Raw genomic sequence first — 16,684 nt, 5'->3', positions numbered from 1 at the left:
TACTTGCAATGTTTGGCATCCGTTTCTTAACGATCCCGCCGAACTGTAGACAGGGTAAAAGATGTTAACTCCCTGCCCCGCTTTCAGACAGACGATTGACGCCGCCAATGGTGAAGGGCTGACAGGCGGCAGCCGCTTTTTTGAGTTCAGCGGCTATGTCTTTGTCGTATTCACTGATTGATTATTGCGCGTCCGCGCTCGGGCTATTTCGTCAGTCCGCGAAACATCGAACGGCAAATACCGCCTGCACCTGCTCTGTCGGGCCCTGTACCCGTGACCCTAGAAGCAGTTGCGCATTCACTGTTCAGCAGCGCGGAAACCCGTTTGATACCCCTCGGCGCGGCGCTGCCCGATCCCAACTGGTTGCCGACGGAGGCACTGCAGCGCTCGCTGCAGTGCCTCCGTCGTCTGGATACGCATGGCCAAAGCTACAGCCTGCCACCGGGCCGGGCCGATCTGCGCAATAAGATTGCCATACGTGTAGCGCAATGGGGCGCACGGTTTGGTGCGGACTACCTTGTTATTACCGCTGGGGCTACCCAGGCGCTGCGTCTGGCGTTGCGCGCCGTGTGCCAGCCGGGCGATGCCGTCGCGATTGAGCAACCCGCCTACTTCGGCACGCTCCTGCTGCTGGAAGATTTAGGCCTGAAGGCACTGCAAATCCCCACCGATCCCACTGAAGGGTTAATGCTGGTACCGCTTGCAGACGCCATTAAGCAGCATCGACCCGCTGCCGTTCTGGCCTCGCCTACCGTGCAAAACCCGCTTGGTGCCAGTATGCCGGTCGCGCGTAAGCAGGAGCTTGTGGCATTGCTCGAACGAGCGGGCATCCCATTAATCGAGGACGATATGTATGGCGATCTTGCTGGCGAAGGACAGCGTCCTCCTGCCTGCAAGGCCTTTGATCAGAGTGGCAACGTAATTTACTGCAGTTCGCTGTCCAAGACGCTCGCGCCCGGCTGGCGCTTAGGTTGGATTGCCGCTGGCCGCTTTCACACCTAGGTTTTGCAGGCGCGCATGGCGGGCGAATGGGCGGGTGCACCGTTGCTTGAAGCCGCCACCAGCGACGTACTGGCCAGTGGAGACTACTATTAGCACCTGCGACGTTTGAAGGTTCGCGTTGCAGAATGTGTGCGAGCCGTCATCGCACGGGTTGAAGCGAGTTTCCCGCCGGGCACACGCGTTACTGCACCGGAAGCCGGCTTTTTGCTGTGGGTTGAACTTCCGCCACAGATCAATGCGCTGGAAGTGCACCGTCGCGCACTGGCGCTAGGTATTGGGGTTAGCCCGGGGCCGCTGTTTTCACCTGAAGCGGCGTTACAGAATTTCCTGCGCTTAAATTGCGCGAACCAGCCAACGGCACAGCTGCTCAATGCCGTGGACCAGATTGGCGCGATTTGTCACGCATTGATGGCCTGAGTTTTGTGCAGGGCTCCAGAAACGTCTGCAGCGCTCGCTGCTTACGGCATCTCACTCCGGTTCGTGACGCTTTTTCCTCGGACGGTTTATCGAAGCGCTCAGTTCGTGCAACCGGTTGACGGTTTTAATCGGTGTCGCGGGTTCAGCGGCTGCCAACGCCAGAACCAGGACTTCCAGACAGATCATCGGCGTGCCGTGCACCGGAATCCTTTCCTCCGCCACACTGCGCGGGATGAAGATGGTGCAATCGGCGTGATGCGAAAACAGGGAATTGCGCGATCCCGTCAGTAAAATGATCGAGATATTTAAACGGCGCGCCTCTTCAAGAACTGTTGTGCCTTCCCGGTGCGGACTGCGCTGTACCATCATGATCAGCACATCGCCGGGCTGCAGGTGAATGAGCTGTTCGCTTAACGATGAACCAGTGCGATTCAACACGTAAGCAGGCTTGCCGTAACGGTTGAACAAACGGCTCACGTAGTCTGCCAATAATGCTGAAGCGCCAATACCAAAAATAGCAATGCGCTGAGCGCTGTGTAATAACCCCGTGGCATGCGCGATGGCATCGCGATTTTCGTCATCACACAGCAAATCACATGTCATTCGATAGCTATCGACCACAAAGCCGATACTGGCATTGGTATCCGGTGAGAGTTCATACACGGTTGAGGCAATACGTGCAGAACTGCTCAGCGTCCTGCCAAAAATATGATTCAACACACTTTTGAGTTCTCGTAGGCCCGAAAACCCCAACGCCTGGAGGGTGCGAATCACCGTGGCATCGGACGTACCGGTTAATTGCGCGATCTCCATTGCCGACTTGTCCATCATGGCGGCCCGATGGTGATAAATATACTCAGCAACGATGAGTTGCTGAGGCGTGAGATATTCCCGCCGCGCGTCAAAGCGTTCGGTATACGTATCCTGCTGCTTGCGTTTAGTCGTGGGGCGGGCGTTTTTCACATTCATTCCAAAATATCTGCAGGCGAAATTACCACTGCGCTAAGCGCTGGCGTTGCATGTCCAGTTGGGCCGTTTCGAGCGGAATATACCCTTCTGCGCTGTGCGTCTGGGCGCTGACGATAGCCTGCCCCTCTGATGACAGGGTAAACGCCAGCCACTCCTTTAGTTGTGGGTTCAGCTTTCGACCAGGAGGCAGATCGAAATAGAGGGAAACATAGCTGGATAGCGGGTATTTCCCCTGTCGCACCTGCGTCAAATCCGGCAGCACGAATTCGTCGCTATCATCAGCTGCAAGAGCAACAATTCTTGCCTGTTTCTGGTAATCCACGGCATTAAACCACCCCACAGCACCGAGGCCAAACGGATCATTTGCCACCGCTTCCAGCACCGACTGACGATCGGGTAGCGGCTCATAATGCGGCGGATAGGGATGGTTTTGCAGATGCAGATGACGAAATGCCGTAGCGTACTTGCCATCATCGCGCAGGCCATAAAGATGAATGCGGCGATACTGGAATTCCCCCTTTAAACCCAGTTGAGACCAGAGGCTGATCTCACCCTGTGGGTTGCCGCGAGCAAAAAGCGCTCGCACCTGCGGCATCGTGAGACCTGGCAGCGGGTTACGATGATTGACGTACAGTGCCGGCGGGCTTTTCGCGTTTGCACGCGGTCCATGGCCGGTGTAGCCAACGTGGATACAGGTCGGCGCATAGCCCTTCACCTTCACAAATGCATCCAGTTCATACTGCCAGGGTGAACGTGAAATGGGTGCAACCCAACTGGCATTCGCCGCCAGCGCCATGATGGCCGTTGAGGAACCTTCCATGGTGCAGGCGAATTGAATCCCGGGATGCGCCAGCTGGAAATGGTGGCACCAGGGCGTAACCAGTGAGTCCATGCCATCATTGCCAATGATCGGCAGAGTCGTAACCGTTGTATTCATGAGTTTTGTGCCAATAAATGAGTCTGGGAACTGACCAGTTCGTCAGAGAGTGCTGCATAGCGATGCTGCGCGTTGATGATCTTCTGCCCCGCAGGTGAAAGCATAAATTCAGCCAATGCGACCGACGATTGACTGATCAAACCGTCCTGATTTTTGGGCTGGTAGAGATGCAGATAGCGCGTGAGCGGATAGTGGCCACCTTGCATATTTTCCAGCGTCGCATCGAACAGGTTGCCGTTTTCATCTGACACCGGCACTGCACGGATATGCGGGGTTTCACGCCCAGCCTCAGCAATGGCGATAGCCGCTGGCGTGTTCTCCAGTTTGTTGATCAGCGCATCAGTATCACCAACGTACTCACCGTTGCTGCCTGGCTGAAGGTGGCCAAAATGATGCTGGCTGAGGTAAACGCTCAACGGCGCAATATCCGGTAATCGCAGAGGATAAATGCTGCCCGCCTCGGTTTCCTGATACTGCTCCAGTTGCTGCCACGATGAGTAGTCTCCCGGTAAATTACCCCGGGTATAAATCTGGCTAAGCTGCTGAATTGAAATATGAGGCAGTGGATTGGAACTGTGCACGTAGACAGATGCGGAAGCGCTATATTCATCAGCGGTAAGCGGTTTGCAGATGGCAACTTTAAGCATCACAGGCAGGCTATTAAGGAGTTTACGATAGGGCACCGTTTCAAAACTCGTCATCTCGCGCTCAATCAATGCCATTGAAACCCGGCCAGTCATCAGGAATGCAAAAATAGCCGCCTGCCCTAGCTCTGTGGATTGGTAATGCCTCTCTCCTTGATAACTGCTTAACTCCCTGAGTAGTTGATCGGCGAGATCACAGCTGTCCTTACAAGCACCCAGCTTACATACCGACAGTTCGGGCGGGGCAATATCCGGCGTATAAATCATTGAACTCATTACCTGAAATTTCTCAAACAAAGACCAAGGCCCTCTCTGGATTGCCGTTTTGCGATGGCATATACCCTGGCAAAGAGGTCATCCAGCACCATGCGAAATGATTGTCATTCGCATTTTGTTGTTGGAAATCATCATGTAGTAGCACGCTGTAGTAGTCAAACTCTTGAGGCACTACAGTCCGTCAAATTTTGCAGAGCAGGCATGTCCACAAATTCTTTGAGTGAAAATTTAATTTATTTATATCAACGAGTTAAAATATCGAAAAATCATTAATAAATCCCATTTCTGCCATCCGCCTCTGCGCATTTTTACCGTGTTGTTTACTACTACAGGCCTTCATGTTGGAATGAGAATCATTCCTATCAACCACCTTTCAGTAACCCGCTTTTATCTGGCCATCAATGGCACCAGGCACCTTACATGGCGAGATAGGTTGAATTAATAAATCGAAAAAAATTTTTTGAATTAACTGAATGACATCATCACTGGGGAAAAAATGAGTTTCCATAAAATTAAAAAGAAACGCCTGGTTTTAGCCATGGCGGGGCTGCCTTTTATTGCCTTTAGCGCATCAGGAAATGCTGAAACGAATACGCAGACAGAGGCGAATAAAGCGCAAAGCGCCAACGCGAATGCCGATAAATCAATATCACGTGCTAAACCAAGCGCTGAAGGAACCATTGAAGTGACGGCAGCTACCAACAATGCGCCGCCTCAGAGTGGTTTTGCACCCACCTATGCCGACGTCGGTGTTTATCAGGGACGCGATATGCTGGACGTTCCGAATTCAGTGAGCGTGGTTTCCAGTGAAATTATCAAAGCGCAGCAAGGCCAGGGGCTTTACGATGCATTACGCAACGTGGCCGGCGTAGTACGCCAGCAGCAAAGTGGCGTAGCCTACGATCAGCTATCGATTCGAGGTATTAATCTCGATAACCGCGCCAGCTATATGTTTAACGGCGTACTGCCGTTCGATAACAACCTGCCTATTCCCATGGAAGATAAAGAGCGTTTTGAGGTATTAAAAGGCGCCTCCGCACTCTATTACGGCTTCGTTTCCCCAGGCGGCGTCGTCAATATGGTGACAAAACGCGCCGGAAGTACCCCGGTCAGAGCGGTGACATTTTCCACTGATGACAATGGGTCATCACTGGCACACGTCGATCTTGCTGACAGATTTGGTGATGAGAAGAACTTTGGCGTTCGCATCAACGCCATGAGCAATAATATCCATCTGCCCATCGAGGGCGATCACGGGAATAAACGCTTCTTCAGCGCGGCGCTCGACTGGCAGGTCAATGACAAACTTTTGCTCAAATACGATTACGAAAAAGTAAAAGCGCGTATTACCGAACAAGCGGCGATTGCGACACCGACCGCGGTCAATGGCATTGTCACCATGCCTAATATCCCTGACCCGAAAAAATTACTGTCGATGAACGGCAAGGCAACAAAATCAGAGGCTGAAACCCATCTGCTGCAGGCTGAGTATGCCTTCAACTATGACTGGTCAGGAAAGATGACGCTGGGTCAGTCGCGCACCAAGCGCGATCGCTGGTTGTGGGTATTCGACAGCTACAATGCCAATACGGGTAACGGTACCGTTTATGGTGCAGATCAGCCGGGTCAGGACTATCTCAATCAGAACGTGCGCGCGGAGGTAAAAGGAAACTTCTCGACGGGTTCGGTAGAACACCAGCTGCTTGTCGGTGGCAGCCAGAACCGCCTTTATCAGCCAAGTTTTTACACCACCATGTATTCGGCCGCGCAGAACATGTATGACCCTGTCACGGTAACTTCACTGGTGCGCTCACCCAACGGTTCTAAAAACACCTTGCGCGACCGTGGCTTCAATGAACAAACGGTGCGCGATGGCGGCCTGTTCCTGCAGGACTGGATAACGCTGAATGATCAATGGCAGGTGACTGGGGCATTACGCTGGGGACGTTATACCAGCAAGCAACTCGACGCCGACAGTGAGAAAGTCAAAGCACTCACCCCCGCGGTGAGCGTGGTTTATAAAGTCACGCCTGATGTCAGTCTCTATGCAAGCTATGTTGAAGGGCTCGAGTCAGCCGGCACGGCACCCTCCACGGCAGCCAATGCGGGTGAATCACTGAAAGCCGTGGTGAGTAAGCAGAAAGAGATTGGTGTGCGTACCCGTTTAACGGATGGCCTGTTTGCCACGGCAGCCTACTTTGAACTGACTCAACCCTCAGCCAGCACTGGTGATAACGATATTTACTCGATCAATGGTGAGGCTCGTTATCGCGGCGGGGAGTTCTCGCTACAGGGTGATTTGACGGCGAATACCTCCATCACCACGTCATTGATGCTGCTGGACGCGGAGGTGACAAGTTCAACCAATAGCGCGCTGGTCGGTAAAGCCCCGGAGAATACTCCGGAAAAAGCCGCTAACTTCTTTATCAACCACAACCTCGATTTGCTCCCTGGCGTAGCAGTCAATGCAGGTGCTTCTTATGTCGGTAAGCGCCCGGTGAACAGCCTGAACCAGGCGTACGTGAGCAGCTACACGGTGTATAACTTAGGCGCCAGCTATAAAACGCGCCTGGCCAATACCGACGCCACCTTCAGATTCACCGTGAATAACGTCACCGACAAACGTTACTGGAGCGCGGCGGGCAGTGGCCAGCTGGCGGTTGGTATGGCGAGAACCTTTGTCCTTTCCTCTTCGTTCGAATTTTAATGACGTGACGGCAGATGAGCCTTCGTCTGCCGTATTTCCTCTCAGCTGATTAATCACTTATGAAAAAACTCACATCACAACTTATGATGTTCACTCTCCTGTCGCTTCTGCTCACGGTGACAAAAGTGCAAGCCAGAGAAATCACCGATATCTACGGGCGACAGGTTGAGGTGCCGGATAACCCACAACGCGTTTTCTTCGGCGAAAGCCGACTGCTGTTTAGCCTGGCGCTGGTGTATCAGGGCGATCCTTCTGCACGTATCGCAGGCTGGCCCACTGACATGAAATTTTATGACCTACAAAGTTGGCAAGCCTTCACGGCAAAATACCCGGCTTTAATCAGGGTGCCGACCACTGGCACCATCAGCTTCGCTCAGTCCAACGTAGAAAAGATCATCGCATTAAAGCCAGATCTGGCTATTTTGCCTCATTACGCGCGCCAGCAGCCCGGTAGAAGCGAGCTAGAGCGGCAACTTGAGATGGCGAAGATTCCTTATATCTATGTCGATTTCCGCGTGGACCAGCTGAAGAACTCGGTGCCAAGCCTGAAAATACTGGGCACGGTGTTTAACAGTCCGCAGAAGACCGCGCGCTTTATCGCTTTCTATCAGCGCCATCTGCAAGCGGTTGCTGACAGGGTGAAGCAATTACAAAGCGCCAAGCCGAAAGTGATGATCCAACTGCATCTGGGCAAGAAAGAAGTGTGCTGTATAACGGTGGCCCACGGCAGTCTGGCTGATTTACTGGCCTTCAGCGGCGGCGATAATATCGCCACACCTTACATTAAACAGGTGTACGGGCAGATGAATCCAGAGGCGGTGATCAGCGCCGATCCCGATATTTACATCACCACCGGTACCTCTTCAGCGGAGGATAGCCCCGGTATCCAGTTGGGGCCGCAGGTCAATACCCAACAAGCGGAAGCATCGCTGAGAAAACTTCTGTCAGAGGAGCCTTTCCTCTCGCAAATGCGCGCAATTAAACAGGGCAATGCCTTGAGCCTGTGGCATAACTTTTACATCAGTCCGCTTCACGTCGTGGCGGTTGAGGTTTTTGCTAAGATTCTCTATCCGCAAGCATTCAGGGATGTAGACCCGGAATCCACTTTGCAACAGATTTTTGAAGAGTTTCTTGATATGCCTTATCAGGGGGTTTATTGGGCGCAGTTGGAGAAATAATTTGGGCAGACGAATAGCCATCGCGTCAGGTATGGCTATTTGTCTTCGTGAATAGAGCCTATTAGTAAAGTCAGATGGCCGCTCTTGGTTGACGAGCTGCCGAAGTACCTGCTGGCGCCGGAGGTCAGCTCCCTGCTCCACTTTTCGCCCGACCTGCGGCTCAAGGTTCTGTTCACCACGCTGTGGAATATCGGCGCGCGTGGTCCTGACAAGAGGAGACTTTCTGCTGCGCCAGCAGTATCCGTTCTTGCAGCTGTCCACGCTAAAGCAACACGAGGAGAAGGCTGATCACCGCGCCGGCCGCCACGCCGCCGGCACCGTTTCCCACCGCCTGAAGCCACTGTCCGACGCGAAGTACGTGACGCAGCTAGAGATGATGATGACCACCCTGCGCATTCCTCTGGAGAGTAAGAGCGAAAAGACGGGCCTCCCGGCATAGAGTGCAGTTTCAGATATCGGGCAATGAAGCGGTATATTTATTGAAATCGATTGCAGCTAATTCAACACAACATCCGTTGTCAGAATTCCTTTTAAACAAACACTGATATCACTTTTGATGATCAAAAATACCCTTTACCTTTACACCAATACGCCATAAAACTCATCACTTCAGGCGCAACTTTCCGCTCCCCGACCAGATAACGGCGAAGGTGTTTCACAGCGGAGGACTCCGCTGCCACCCACCCATAAAATCGATTATTAATCGCTGCTGCGCTTTGCCACAAAACCTCGTGTTCGGCTTCATTATCATCGTTATCACAAGTGTCCGTCGCGTACTCTGGAACCAACACACGCTCTTTTACCGCTTGCAATAATGCCGTGCCGTGTGGAGCATTCATCCTGTCACGTGGTAACCAGACTATCTCAGCAAACGTATAGTGGCCCAGATCAATGATGTCATCCTCTGAAGGTATCTCCTGAAACACCTGTACCTGGGGTGCTAAAGGCATCTTATCCAGTTGCGCCAAAATCCCCTTTACTGCCGGTAACGCTGTCTCATCGGCAATAATCAACGCCCGTTCTATTTCAGTCGCCGGTTTCCATTCATAACCACCGCTGTCTGCCTTGTGTTCACGGTTAGGCGCAACCATTTGCAGAGGATCGCCGGGCATAGCGTTTAATACCCAGCTTGATGCAGGTCCTTCTGTGCCATGAATGACAAACTCCACTTCCATCTGGCTTTCAGCCGCATTGACGTGACGCAGCGTATAAGTACGAGATATCGGGCGTTGTTCGGGGGGCAGGCCTCTGAATTGCCCCCACCAGTCGGCGTCATCCGTTAAGGATGAGGGGACACCGTTTGAGGAGGGGAAGAGTATTTTGATGCGCTGATCGGGGCCATCCATCTTCATCTTCTCCACCTGGTCACCGGTGAATACACAACTCATCAGTGAAGGCGTCAGCCATCTCTTGTGCAGAAGCGTGACATTGAATACACGGTAACCGGGAACGATGGCCATATTTGTTTTCAACCCAGGCGCTCAGCGCTCATTTTTTGTTTTAGAGATGAACACCAGCCAGCAGGTCAATATCAAGAACAACATTGATGCCCCCCAGGCACCCGTGATCAAACTGCGCTGTCCTGCAAACCACGTGATGAAGGGAACCAACACCGCACTGATCCCATAACCAAGCGTATGGCTGGTCGCTATCAGACCGGCTCCTTTACCGATGGATAGCTGTTGGTTTATCAGTAACTGATAGGCCGGCGTGGCCAACGCGGCACCATAAGAGGTCATCATAATCCCTGCATATAACGCCGGGAAATTGCCTATCATCATTATGGCCAACCCAGCGCTCATCAATAACGCCGCAACAAATATCAGCGGAGTAATGGCCAGGCGCTGCGGTCGCACCACCAGAAATTGTGCCAGTAATGTGCTTACCGCTGCCAGACTAAGTAGCCAGGCCAGATGATGGCTGACGGTATCTGGCTGTTTAATAAAATCACTCAGCAGGGGTGAGAGACCAATCTGCATCAGGCTGATACCGATCGCGAGCAACAGAGCCAAGCACATAATTGGCAGCAATCGGATTTGAAAACGCGCGGATTGGTGTGGAATTACACCAAGAGGGGGATCACCGTATTGACCGCCTATCAGTATCAATGCGAATAAAGGCGCAATTGCCATTAACCATAAAGGCGCCATAGGGCCAAAGCCCAATGTCAATGCGGCCAGAGGGGGGCCCACCAATCTTCCACAACTGATACCGGAACTGATAGTGGCCAGTGCGGCCATTCGCTGCTCCGGCCCCGATCGTTGCATTGCCCAGGTTTGCGCCGCAGGCACCATGCCCGATACGGACAGACCATAAATGACGCGGGAGAGGAGTAAGCCCGCGAGCCCCATACCTGTACCCAGTACTTTTTCTGACATCAGGCCAACCACAGAAGCCAGTACGCCAAAGCTCAACAAATACCCGGCAAGCGACGCCACAACAACATATTTACATCCCCTGACTTCGGACACTCGCCCCCACCAAGGAGAGGCCGGCAGAAAGAGCATAGAACCAAAGAGTAATAAACCCGCCCATGTTGACAGTGTCAGACCGGTCATCTCCACAAGAAGTGGCAGCACGACCAGTAAGCCGTTCTGACCAATTCCCAACAACCCGGCGCTAAGGGCAAGGGGCCAAGAGGATTTTCTTATCACTCTATTGCTAAACAAAACCGAAATTACCGACATTTAATTGTAAATACACCGTTAAATATAGGGAGATATCTGACATAAACTGTATGTAAATATTGCAAAAACAGTTGTCAATGTAAATGGAATACTTATCATAACGATAATCATTATCAGTTGATATGCGAGATTATCTTATGAATCCTATACCCCAGTCGTCGGATGTGGACGTGGCGGCACAGTGCTTTCTTAATGCGCTTTTCCGGGAAACTCGTGACTGGAAGCATGTATCAGAGGCCCTCCCAGGTCATAAAGAACACATTCACCTCCCGCTATCGTCATCTCATTCCCTCTCTTTTCCACTGCGCTATTTTTCTCCAACACAGCATCATCAGTATCAGTTCCCTGCCCTGCTCATCAGCCATTCGTCCCCTGAGGGTGAACCTGTTAACGTCCAGACCTGGGTGTCATTGATCCTGGAAAAACCCGCAATCCGGACGGAATTGAACAGGAACGTCATCAAGCGGTTCCAGCAGCGGGTGCTTGCAAGTCATACCAATACCTGGCAGGCCATCAGACTTCGTCATCGCTGGTCTGATTTACGGTTAAGACCTCTTGCTTTCTCCGACGCTGAACAGGCCCTCCTTGTGGGACATGCATTCCATCCTGCGCCAAAATCGCATGAGCCTTTCAATGACGCTGAGGCACTCCGCTACCTTCCAGAATTTGGGTCTAGATTCCCGTTGCGTTGGTTATCTGTTGAATGCCAGTACATTGCCGGTGAAAGCCTCGGTTTGACACTACGCGCCAGATTACTGCGCATTGCCGCCCAGAATGCGCCGGGCTTGCTGCACCATTTTTCTGATACACACTGGTTGGTACCGATGCACCCCTGGCAGGCACAACATTTGCTGTCGCAATCCTGGTGCCATCAGCTGGTTACTCACGGTGCAGTGTCGGATTTAGGTGAGGCCGGTAGTAGCTGGTTTCCCACCAGTTCATCGCGCTCGCTTTATTCCCCCGCCAGCAACGACATGATCAAGTTTTCGCTTAGCGTTCGTTTGACCAACTCTGTACGGACCTTGTCAGTCAAGGAGGTGAAACGCGGAATGCGTCTTGCTCGCCTTGCTCAGACAGCACGCTGGCAGGCTTTGCAGCTGCAACATCCCACCATGAGGGTTATGCAGGAAGATGGCTGGGCCGGGTTACGGAATGAAGAGGGTGCCATCCAGGAAGAGAGTCTGATGGCACTTCGCGTAAACCTGCTTTTCGACATGCCAGCAACACAAACCAATGTGCTGGTCAGCCTGACCCAGGCTGCGCCTGATGGGGGGGATAGCCTGCTGGCCGCGGCAGTCAGAAGGCTGAGCATCAGACTGGGACTGTCATTAACTCAAGCGGCGCAATGCTGGTTAAACGCCTATTGCGATCACGTGCTGCTTCCCCTGTTCAGCACTGAAGCCAACTTCGGCCTCGTGTTGCTGGCGCATCAGCAAAATATCCTGGTAGAAATGCAGGAAGATCTCCCCATCGGCTTGCTGTATCGAGACTGCCAGGGGAGCGGCTTTACAGACAATGCCAGCGACTGGCTTGCTGACATTGACGAAGCCGACGCAGAAAACCGCTTCAGTCGGGAGCAGGTGCTGCGCTACTTCCCTTACTACCTGTTAGTGAACTCAACCCTTGCCGTCACTGCAGCGCTTGGCGCAGCTGGCTTTGCCACTGAACGGCACCTTATGGATCAGGTCCGCGACAAGCTGACTGCCCTGCGTAACCACGTCATTGATACGCGCACCCTCGATTACGTGCTCGATAGCAAACACTGGAACTGCAAGGGCAACTTCCATTGCTACCTCCACGATCATAACGAAAACACCATCGTCAATCCGGCGGTGATCTATTTCGATTTCCAGAATCCGTTTTACAGGGAGAATGCATGATGCCACAGGCAAATATTGTTCATGTAAATCAGGGGTTTCACTGCACACTTTCGGAACAGGCCTTACCGTTACTGCTCGGGCTGGATAACAGCGCATCTTTACCGCTTGTCACGTCTATTCCGTCCGGTTGGCTTGTCGATGCCGTCGACCAGTTACTGGTTGCTGCACCGTACCTCAATGGTATTCACCTCCCCTGGGAACAGTGGCAACACGAACCTCAGGCGCAGCAACTCTTTGACGCTATCCACGGCGACTACTTCTCACGTGAAACCTTTTGGCAGTTACCACTCTGGCGCTGCGGCGAGCACCGGGTTACCAGCGGCAAGATGCAATTTGAACAGGAACGCCAGCTGTATTATCCCGTGCGTCCGGCTCGTCCAGAAGGCGAGGTATATCGCCGTTACGATCCACAAATTAAGCGAACACTCAGTTTCCGCGTGGCTGATGTCACACAGGACTCCGCGCGCCTGACTCGGTGGATGAACGAACCTCGCGTCAATGCCTTCTGGGAGATGGCCGGGCCGGAGCAAGAAACCTACCTGCGTAAACAGCTCGACTCAGCTTACTGCTATCCGCTGATTGGCTGCTTTGACGATCATCCGTTTGGCTATTTCGAAGTTTACTGGGCAGCCGAGGATCGTATTGGTCGCCATTATCGCTGGCAGCCTTATGATCGCGGTTTGCACATGTTGGTGGGGGAAGAAAGGTGGCGCGGCCCGCACCATATCCGTAGTTGGTTGCGCGGGCTGACACACTATCTTTTTCTCGACGAACCGCGCACCCAACGCGTGGTGGCTGAACCGCGCTACGACAATCATCGTTTGTTCCGCCATCTTCCTGTTGCCGGCTACCACACGCTGAAGGAGTTCGACTTCCCTCACAAACGTTCGCGTTTGGTAATGAGTGAACGCCAGCATTTCTTTACGGAGGTCGGCTTGTGATATGGGAGCAGGTTAATCGCGAGATGATCGCCAAGATTCTCGCTGAACTCGAGTATGAGCATGCGTTGTATGCCATCGAAAAGAGCCCGGACCGCTGGACGATTTCTATTGGCAACGCGTGCTGGGAATTTGCAGCAAGTCGCGGCATCTGGGGGTGGCTTCATATCGATCCAGCCTCGCTCAGTGGCGGTCCAACCGAAGCCGATGCCCTGCTGCATCAGTTGGCCGTTGTACTGGAGATGAACGATGCCCAGACGGCTGAGCATTTAGAGGATCTCTACGCAACGCTGCGCGGTGATTTACAACTGCAGGAAGCGCGCCAGTCGCTGACCGCCGAAGACCTGATCGATTTAGCCCCTGATGAACTGCAATGTCTGCTCGGCGGACATCCTAAGTTCATTTTCAATAAAGGGCGTCGCGGATGGGGAATTGATGCATTGCGTGCCTATGCGCCGGAGTATCGGAACCGTTTCCGTCTGCACTGGATTGCTGTGCGACGCGACAAATTCGTTTGGTGTCACGATGAGGATTGCGATATCTCAGCATTGCTGGCCAGCGCCATGGACGACGCCGAGTTAAATCGCTTTCGTCAATGCTGGCAAGCATTGAGTCTCGACGGGCACTGGATAGCCGTGCCCGTTCATCCTTGGCAGTGGCAGCAAAAAATCGCCATTCATTTCCTGCCTTATCTGGCTCGCCGCGAAATAATTGATCTGGGGGAATTTGGTGACAGCTACCTAGCACAGCAATCTCTCCGAACGCTGACCAATGTAAGCCGCCCGGCGCGTTTTGATATCAAACTGCCGCTGACCATTTATAACACCTCCTGCTATCGCGGCATTCCGGGTAAATACATTGCCACAGGCCCACTCGCGTCAGGCTGGTTAAAGCGGCAATTTGCACAAGATGAAACTCTGCGGGCTTCTGGTGCACAAATCCTGGCAGAACCGGCCGCAGGATATCTGGCGCACGGGAGCTACGCCGCACTAACTGAAGCACCGTATCGCTATCAGGAGATGCTGGGTGTCATCTGGCGAGAAAGCCCCTCCAATTATCTGCAACAGGGCGAACAGGCGGTGCTGATGGCGGCATTGATGGAAACGGATAACGCTGAACGCCCTCTTATCGATGCGTGGATTTCACGCTCTAATTTGAATGCAGAAAGCTGGCTTATCCGAATGTTTGAAGTCGTGGTGATCCCCTTCTATCACCTGATGTGCCGTTATGGCGTTGCGCTGATTGCACATGGGCAGAATGTCACGCTGGTGATGAAAGACAACATTCCGCAGCGCATTCTGCTCAAGGATTTCCAGGGCGACATGCGCCTAGTCGATAAAACTTTCCCGGAGGCGGCATCATTGCCTGAACCCGTCAAAGAGGTGACGGCAAGACTCAGCGCAGACTACCTGATCCATGACTTACAGACCGGGCACTTTGTCACCGTGCTGCGTTTCATCTCCCGTCTCACTCTGCGATCAGGCATCAGTGAAACGCATTTTTACCGGCTTCTGGCGGATGTTCTTCAGCGATATATGGCCCAGCATCCGGCGATGGCCGAACGCTTTGCGCTGTTCGACCTGTTCAGACCGCAAATCATTCGTGTGGTCCTTAATCCGGTAAAACTCACTTTTTCTGAGCATGACCGCGGTAACCGCATGCTGCCAAATTATCTTACCAATCTTGATAACCCCCTCTATCTGGTCACCCGGGAGTCAGAAAAATGAAAACGTACGATTTTATAGGCATAGGCATTGGTCCATTCAACCTGAGCGTTGCTGCACTGGCTGAAGGGCTGGAAGGATTTACCTCCCTTTTTCTCGAACGCAAGCCTCAGTTCGCCTGGCATCCTGGCATGATGGTGCCCGACTGCTCCATGCAAACCAGCTTTCTTAAAGATCTGGTGAGCGCGGTGGAGCCAACAAATCGCTATAGCTTCGTTAACTATCTTGTACAGCGTAAAAAATTCTACCGTTTTCTGACCACCGAACAACGCACAGTGTCCCGCGAGGAGTTTTCTGATTACCTCGCCTGGGCGGCCACACGACTCAGTAATCTGGCATTCAATCAGTCGGTCACCTACGTTAGTTTCAATGATGTGGCTCAACTGTTCACTGTTGAAACCGCTCAGGAACGTTTCCAGGCGCGTCATGTTTGTCTTGGCATTGGTAAACAGGCAAATCTGCCAGGGTGCGTCACAGAGCAAAGCGATCGCTGCTTCCACGCCAGCGAGATGATGCTTCGCCGGCCAGATTTAAGGGGAAAACGCGTCACTATTGTCGGCGGCGGTCAGAGCGGTGCCGATTTATTTCTGAATACCTTCCGAGGCGAATGGGGCCAGCCCGCTGCGCTGAACTGGGTTTCGCGTAGAAATAACTTCAATGCGCTAGACGAAGCCGCCTTTGCCAATGAGTACTTCACCCCGGAATATCTTGAGAGTTTCTCAACCTTGGGTGAAAGCGCTCGCCAGCAGATGCTGAATGAACAAAAAATGACGTCTGACGGCATTACAACGGATTCACTGCTTGCGATCTATCGGGCGATGTACCACCGCTTTGAGGTTTTGCGTGAAAAGCCCTGGGCACATTTAATGCCATCCCGTTCGGTTACCCATATTGCAGAGAATGGGGGTCATCAGCGCCTGACACTTTGCCATCAACTCGATCATGGGGAAGAACAGCTGGCCACCGATGTGGTGATTTTTGCTACAGGTTACCGTCCAGCCCGCCCTGCTTTTCTTGCGCCCATTGCCCATCGATTGCAGCTGGACCCGGATGAAAGCTTCCAGATTAACACCGATTTCACGCTTAACTGGAACGGTCCATCGAACAATCGCCTTTTCGCCGTCAACGTCGGGATGCAAAGCCTGGGCATTGCGGAACCTCAACTCAGCCTGATGGCCTGGCGTGCCGCACGCATTCTCAATCGCGCGCATCCGGATGAACCCTTCGAGCTGGCTACCACTCCTGGCGTAATCCAATGGCGCACACAGCAGCCAGAGGTAAATGGTCAGGATCGTCAACGACCCGTTAATTCAGTTCAATGTTGA

At 52.8% G+C, this 16,684-nt stretch carries 11 protein-coding genes and 2 pseudogenes; 8 read left to right on the top strand and 5 right to left on the bottom strand.

What is annotated here, in order from left to right; translation table 11 throughout:
* Nucleotides 1–177: 177 nt before the first annotated feature.
* Nucleotides 178–1,419: pseudogene (locus AC07WB_RS23275) on the top strand (aminotransferase-like domain-containing protein); the annotation flags it as partial.
* Nucleotides 1,420–1,470: 51 nt separating this feature from the next.
* Here the strand turns inward: AC07WB_RS23275 and AC07WB_RS23270 are convergent.
* The 3 genes from AC07WB_RS23270 to AC07WB_RS23260 are packed head-to-tail and all read right to left on the bottom strand — an operon-like array spanning nucleotide 1,471 to nucleotide 4,026.
* Nucleotides 1,471–2,382, bottom strand: coding sequence for a MurR/RpiR family transcriptional regulator (locus AC07WB_RS23270; protein ID WP_320204563.1), 912 nt, complete (start codon nucleotides 2,380–2,382; stop codon nucleotides 1,471–1,473).
* A gap of 28 nt (nucleotides 2,383–2,410) precedes the next feature.
* Nucleotides 2,411–3,325 carry a PstS family phosphate ABC transporter substrate-binding protein gene (locus AC07WB_RS23265; RefSeq protein WP_494941486.1) on the bottom strand — a complete coding sequence of 305 codons (915 nt, stop codon included), beginning with the start codon at nucleotides 3,323–3,325 and terminating at the stop codon, nucleotides 2,411–2,413.
* The gene (locus tag AC07WB_RS23260) at nucleotides 3,322–4,026 is read right to left on the bottom strand and encodes a PstS family phosphate ABC transporter substrate-binding protein (RefSeq protein ID WP_141400297.1); all 705 of its coding nucleotides are present in this window, start codon (nucleotides 4,024–4,026) and stop codon (nucleotides 3,322–3,324) included. Before AC07WB_RS23260 ends, AC07WB_RS23265 begins: the two co-directional genes overlap by 4 nt.
* 715 nt (nucleotides 4,027–4,741) lie before the next feature.
* Here AC07WB_RS23260 and AC07WB_RS23255 point away from each other — a divergent pair.
* From AC07WB_RS23255 to AC07WB_RS23245, 3 genes and pseudogenes are all read left to right on the top strand, one after another.
* Nucleotides 4,742–6,952 (top strand): TonB-dependent siderophore receptor, encoded by a 2,211-nt coding sequence (locus AC07WB_RS23255; RefSeq protein ID WP_494941485.1) that lies wholly within the window; start codon nucleotides 4,742–4,744, stop codon nucleotides 6,950–6,952.
* 125 nt (nucleotides 6,953–7,077) lie between these two features.
* Entirely contained in the window at nucleotides 7,078–8,130 is a 1,053-nt protein-coding gene (locus tag AC07WB_RS23250) for an ABC transporter substrate-binding protein (protein ID WP_494941484.1), read from the top strand.
* A gap of 51 nt (nucleotides 8,131–8,181) precedes the next feature.
* Nucleotides 8,182–8,557, top strand: a pseudogene (locus AC07WB_RS23245) (phage integrase family protein); the annotation flags it as partial.
* A gap of 133 nt (nucleotides 8,558–8,690) precedes the next feature.
* Here the strand turns inward: AC07WB_RS23245 and AC07WB_RS23240 are convergent.
* Nucleotides 8,691–9,590: a siderophore-interacting protein gene (locus tag AC07WB_RS23240; RefSeq protein ID WP_494941483.1), complete on the bottom strand. Its 900-nt coding sequence runs from the start codon at nucleotides 9,588–9,590 to the stop codon at nucleotides 8,691–8,693.
* Nucleotides 9,591–9,611: 21 nt separating this feature from the next.
* Nucleotides 9,612–10,817, bottom strand: coding sequence for an MFS transporter (locus tag AC07WB_RS23235; RefSeq protein WP_494941482.1), 1,206 nt, complete (start codon nucleotides 10,815–10,817; stop codon nucleotides 9,612–9,614).
* A gap of 137 nt (nucleotides 10,818–10,954) precedes the next feature.
* Between AC07WB_RS23235 and AC07WB_RS23230 the strand changes: the two genes are divergently transcribed.
* The 4 genes from AC07WB_RS23230 to AC07WB_RS23215 are packed head-to-tail and all read left to right on the top strand — an operon-like array spanning nucleotide 10,955 to nucleotide 16,684.
* Entirely contained in the window at nucleotides 10,955–12,697 is a 1,743-nt protein-coding gene (locus AC07WB_RS23230) for an IucA/IucC family protein (RefSeq protein WP_494941481.1), read from the top strand.
* The gene (locus tag AC07WB_RS23225; RefSeq protein ID WP_494941572.1) at nucleotides 12,697–13,638 is read left to right on the top strand and encodes a GNAT family N-acetyltransferase; all 942 of its coding nucleotides are present in this window, start codon (nucleotides 12,697–12,699) and stop codon (nucleotides 13,636–13,638) included. The genes AC07WB_RS23230 and AC07WB_RS23225 overlap by 1 nt, the downstream gene beginning before the upstream one ends.
* A 23-nt stretch (nucleotides 13,639–13,661) precedes the next feature.
* On the top strand, nucleotides 13,662–15,362 hold the full coding sequence (gene iucC / locus AC07WB_RS23220; protein ID WP_494941480.1) for an aerobactin synthase IucC: 1,701 nt from the start codon (nucleotides 13,662–13,664) through the stop codon (nucleotides 15,360–15,362).
* Nucleotides 15,359–16,684 carry a lysine N(6)-hydroxylase/L-ornithine N(5)-oxygenase family protein gene (locus AC07WB_RS23215; RefSeq protein ID WP_494941479.1) on the top strand — a complete coding sequence of 442 codons (1,326 nt, stop codon included), beginning with the start codon at nucleotides 15,359–15,361 and terminating at the stop codon, nucleotides 16,682–16,684. The genes iucC and AC07WB_RS23215 overlap by 4 nt, the downstream gene beginning before the upstream one ends.

The sequence above is a fragment of the Pantoea sp. GW821-FHT03E06 genome (assembly GCF_059420725.1).
This window is presented reverse-complemented; position numbering and strand designations above follow the sequence as displayed.

Bases quoted from the DNA above. Each gene is read 5' to 3' on its own strand.
- AC07WB_RS23265 (WP_494941486.1), bottom strand. From the start codon at position 3,325: ATGAATACAACGGTTACGACTCTGCCGATCATTGGCAATGATGGCATG.
- AC07WB_RS23260 (WP_141400297.1), bottom strand. From the start codon at position 4,026: ATGACGAGTTTTGAAACGGTGCCCTATCGTAAACTCCTTAATAGCCTG.
- AC07WB_RS23255 (WP_494941485.1), top strand. From the start codon at position 4,742: ATGAGTTTCCATAAAATTAAAAAGAAACGCCTGGTTTTAGCCATGGCG.
- AC07WB_RS23240 (WP_494941483.1), bottom strand. From the start codon at position 9,590: ATGGCCATCGTTCCCGGTTACCGTGTATTCAATGTCACGCTTCTGCAC.
- AC07WB_RS23235 (WP_494941482.1), bottom strand. From the start codon at position 10,817: ATGTCGGTAATTTCGGTTTTGTTTAGCAATAGAGTGATAAGAAAATCC.
- AC07WB_RS23230 (WP_494941481.1), top strand. From the start codon at position 10,955: ATGAATCCTATACCCCAGTCGTCGGATGTGGACGTGGCGGCACAGTGC.
- AC07WB_RS23225 (WP_494941572.1), top strand. From the start codon at position 12,697: ATGCCACAGGCAAATATTGTTCATGTAAATCAGGGGTTTCACTGCACA.
- iucC (WP_494941480.1), top strand. From the start codon at position 13,662: ATGATCGCCAAGATTCTCGCTGAACTCGAGTATGAGCATGCGTTGTAT.
- AC07WB_RS23215 (WP_494941479.1), top strand. From the start codon at position 15,359: ATGAAAACGTACGATTTTATAGGCATAGGCATTGGTCCATTCAACCTG.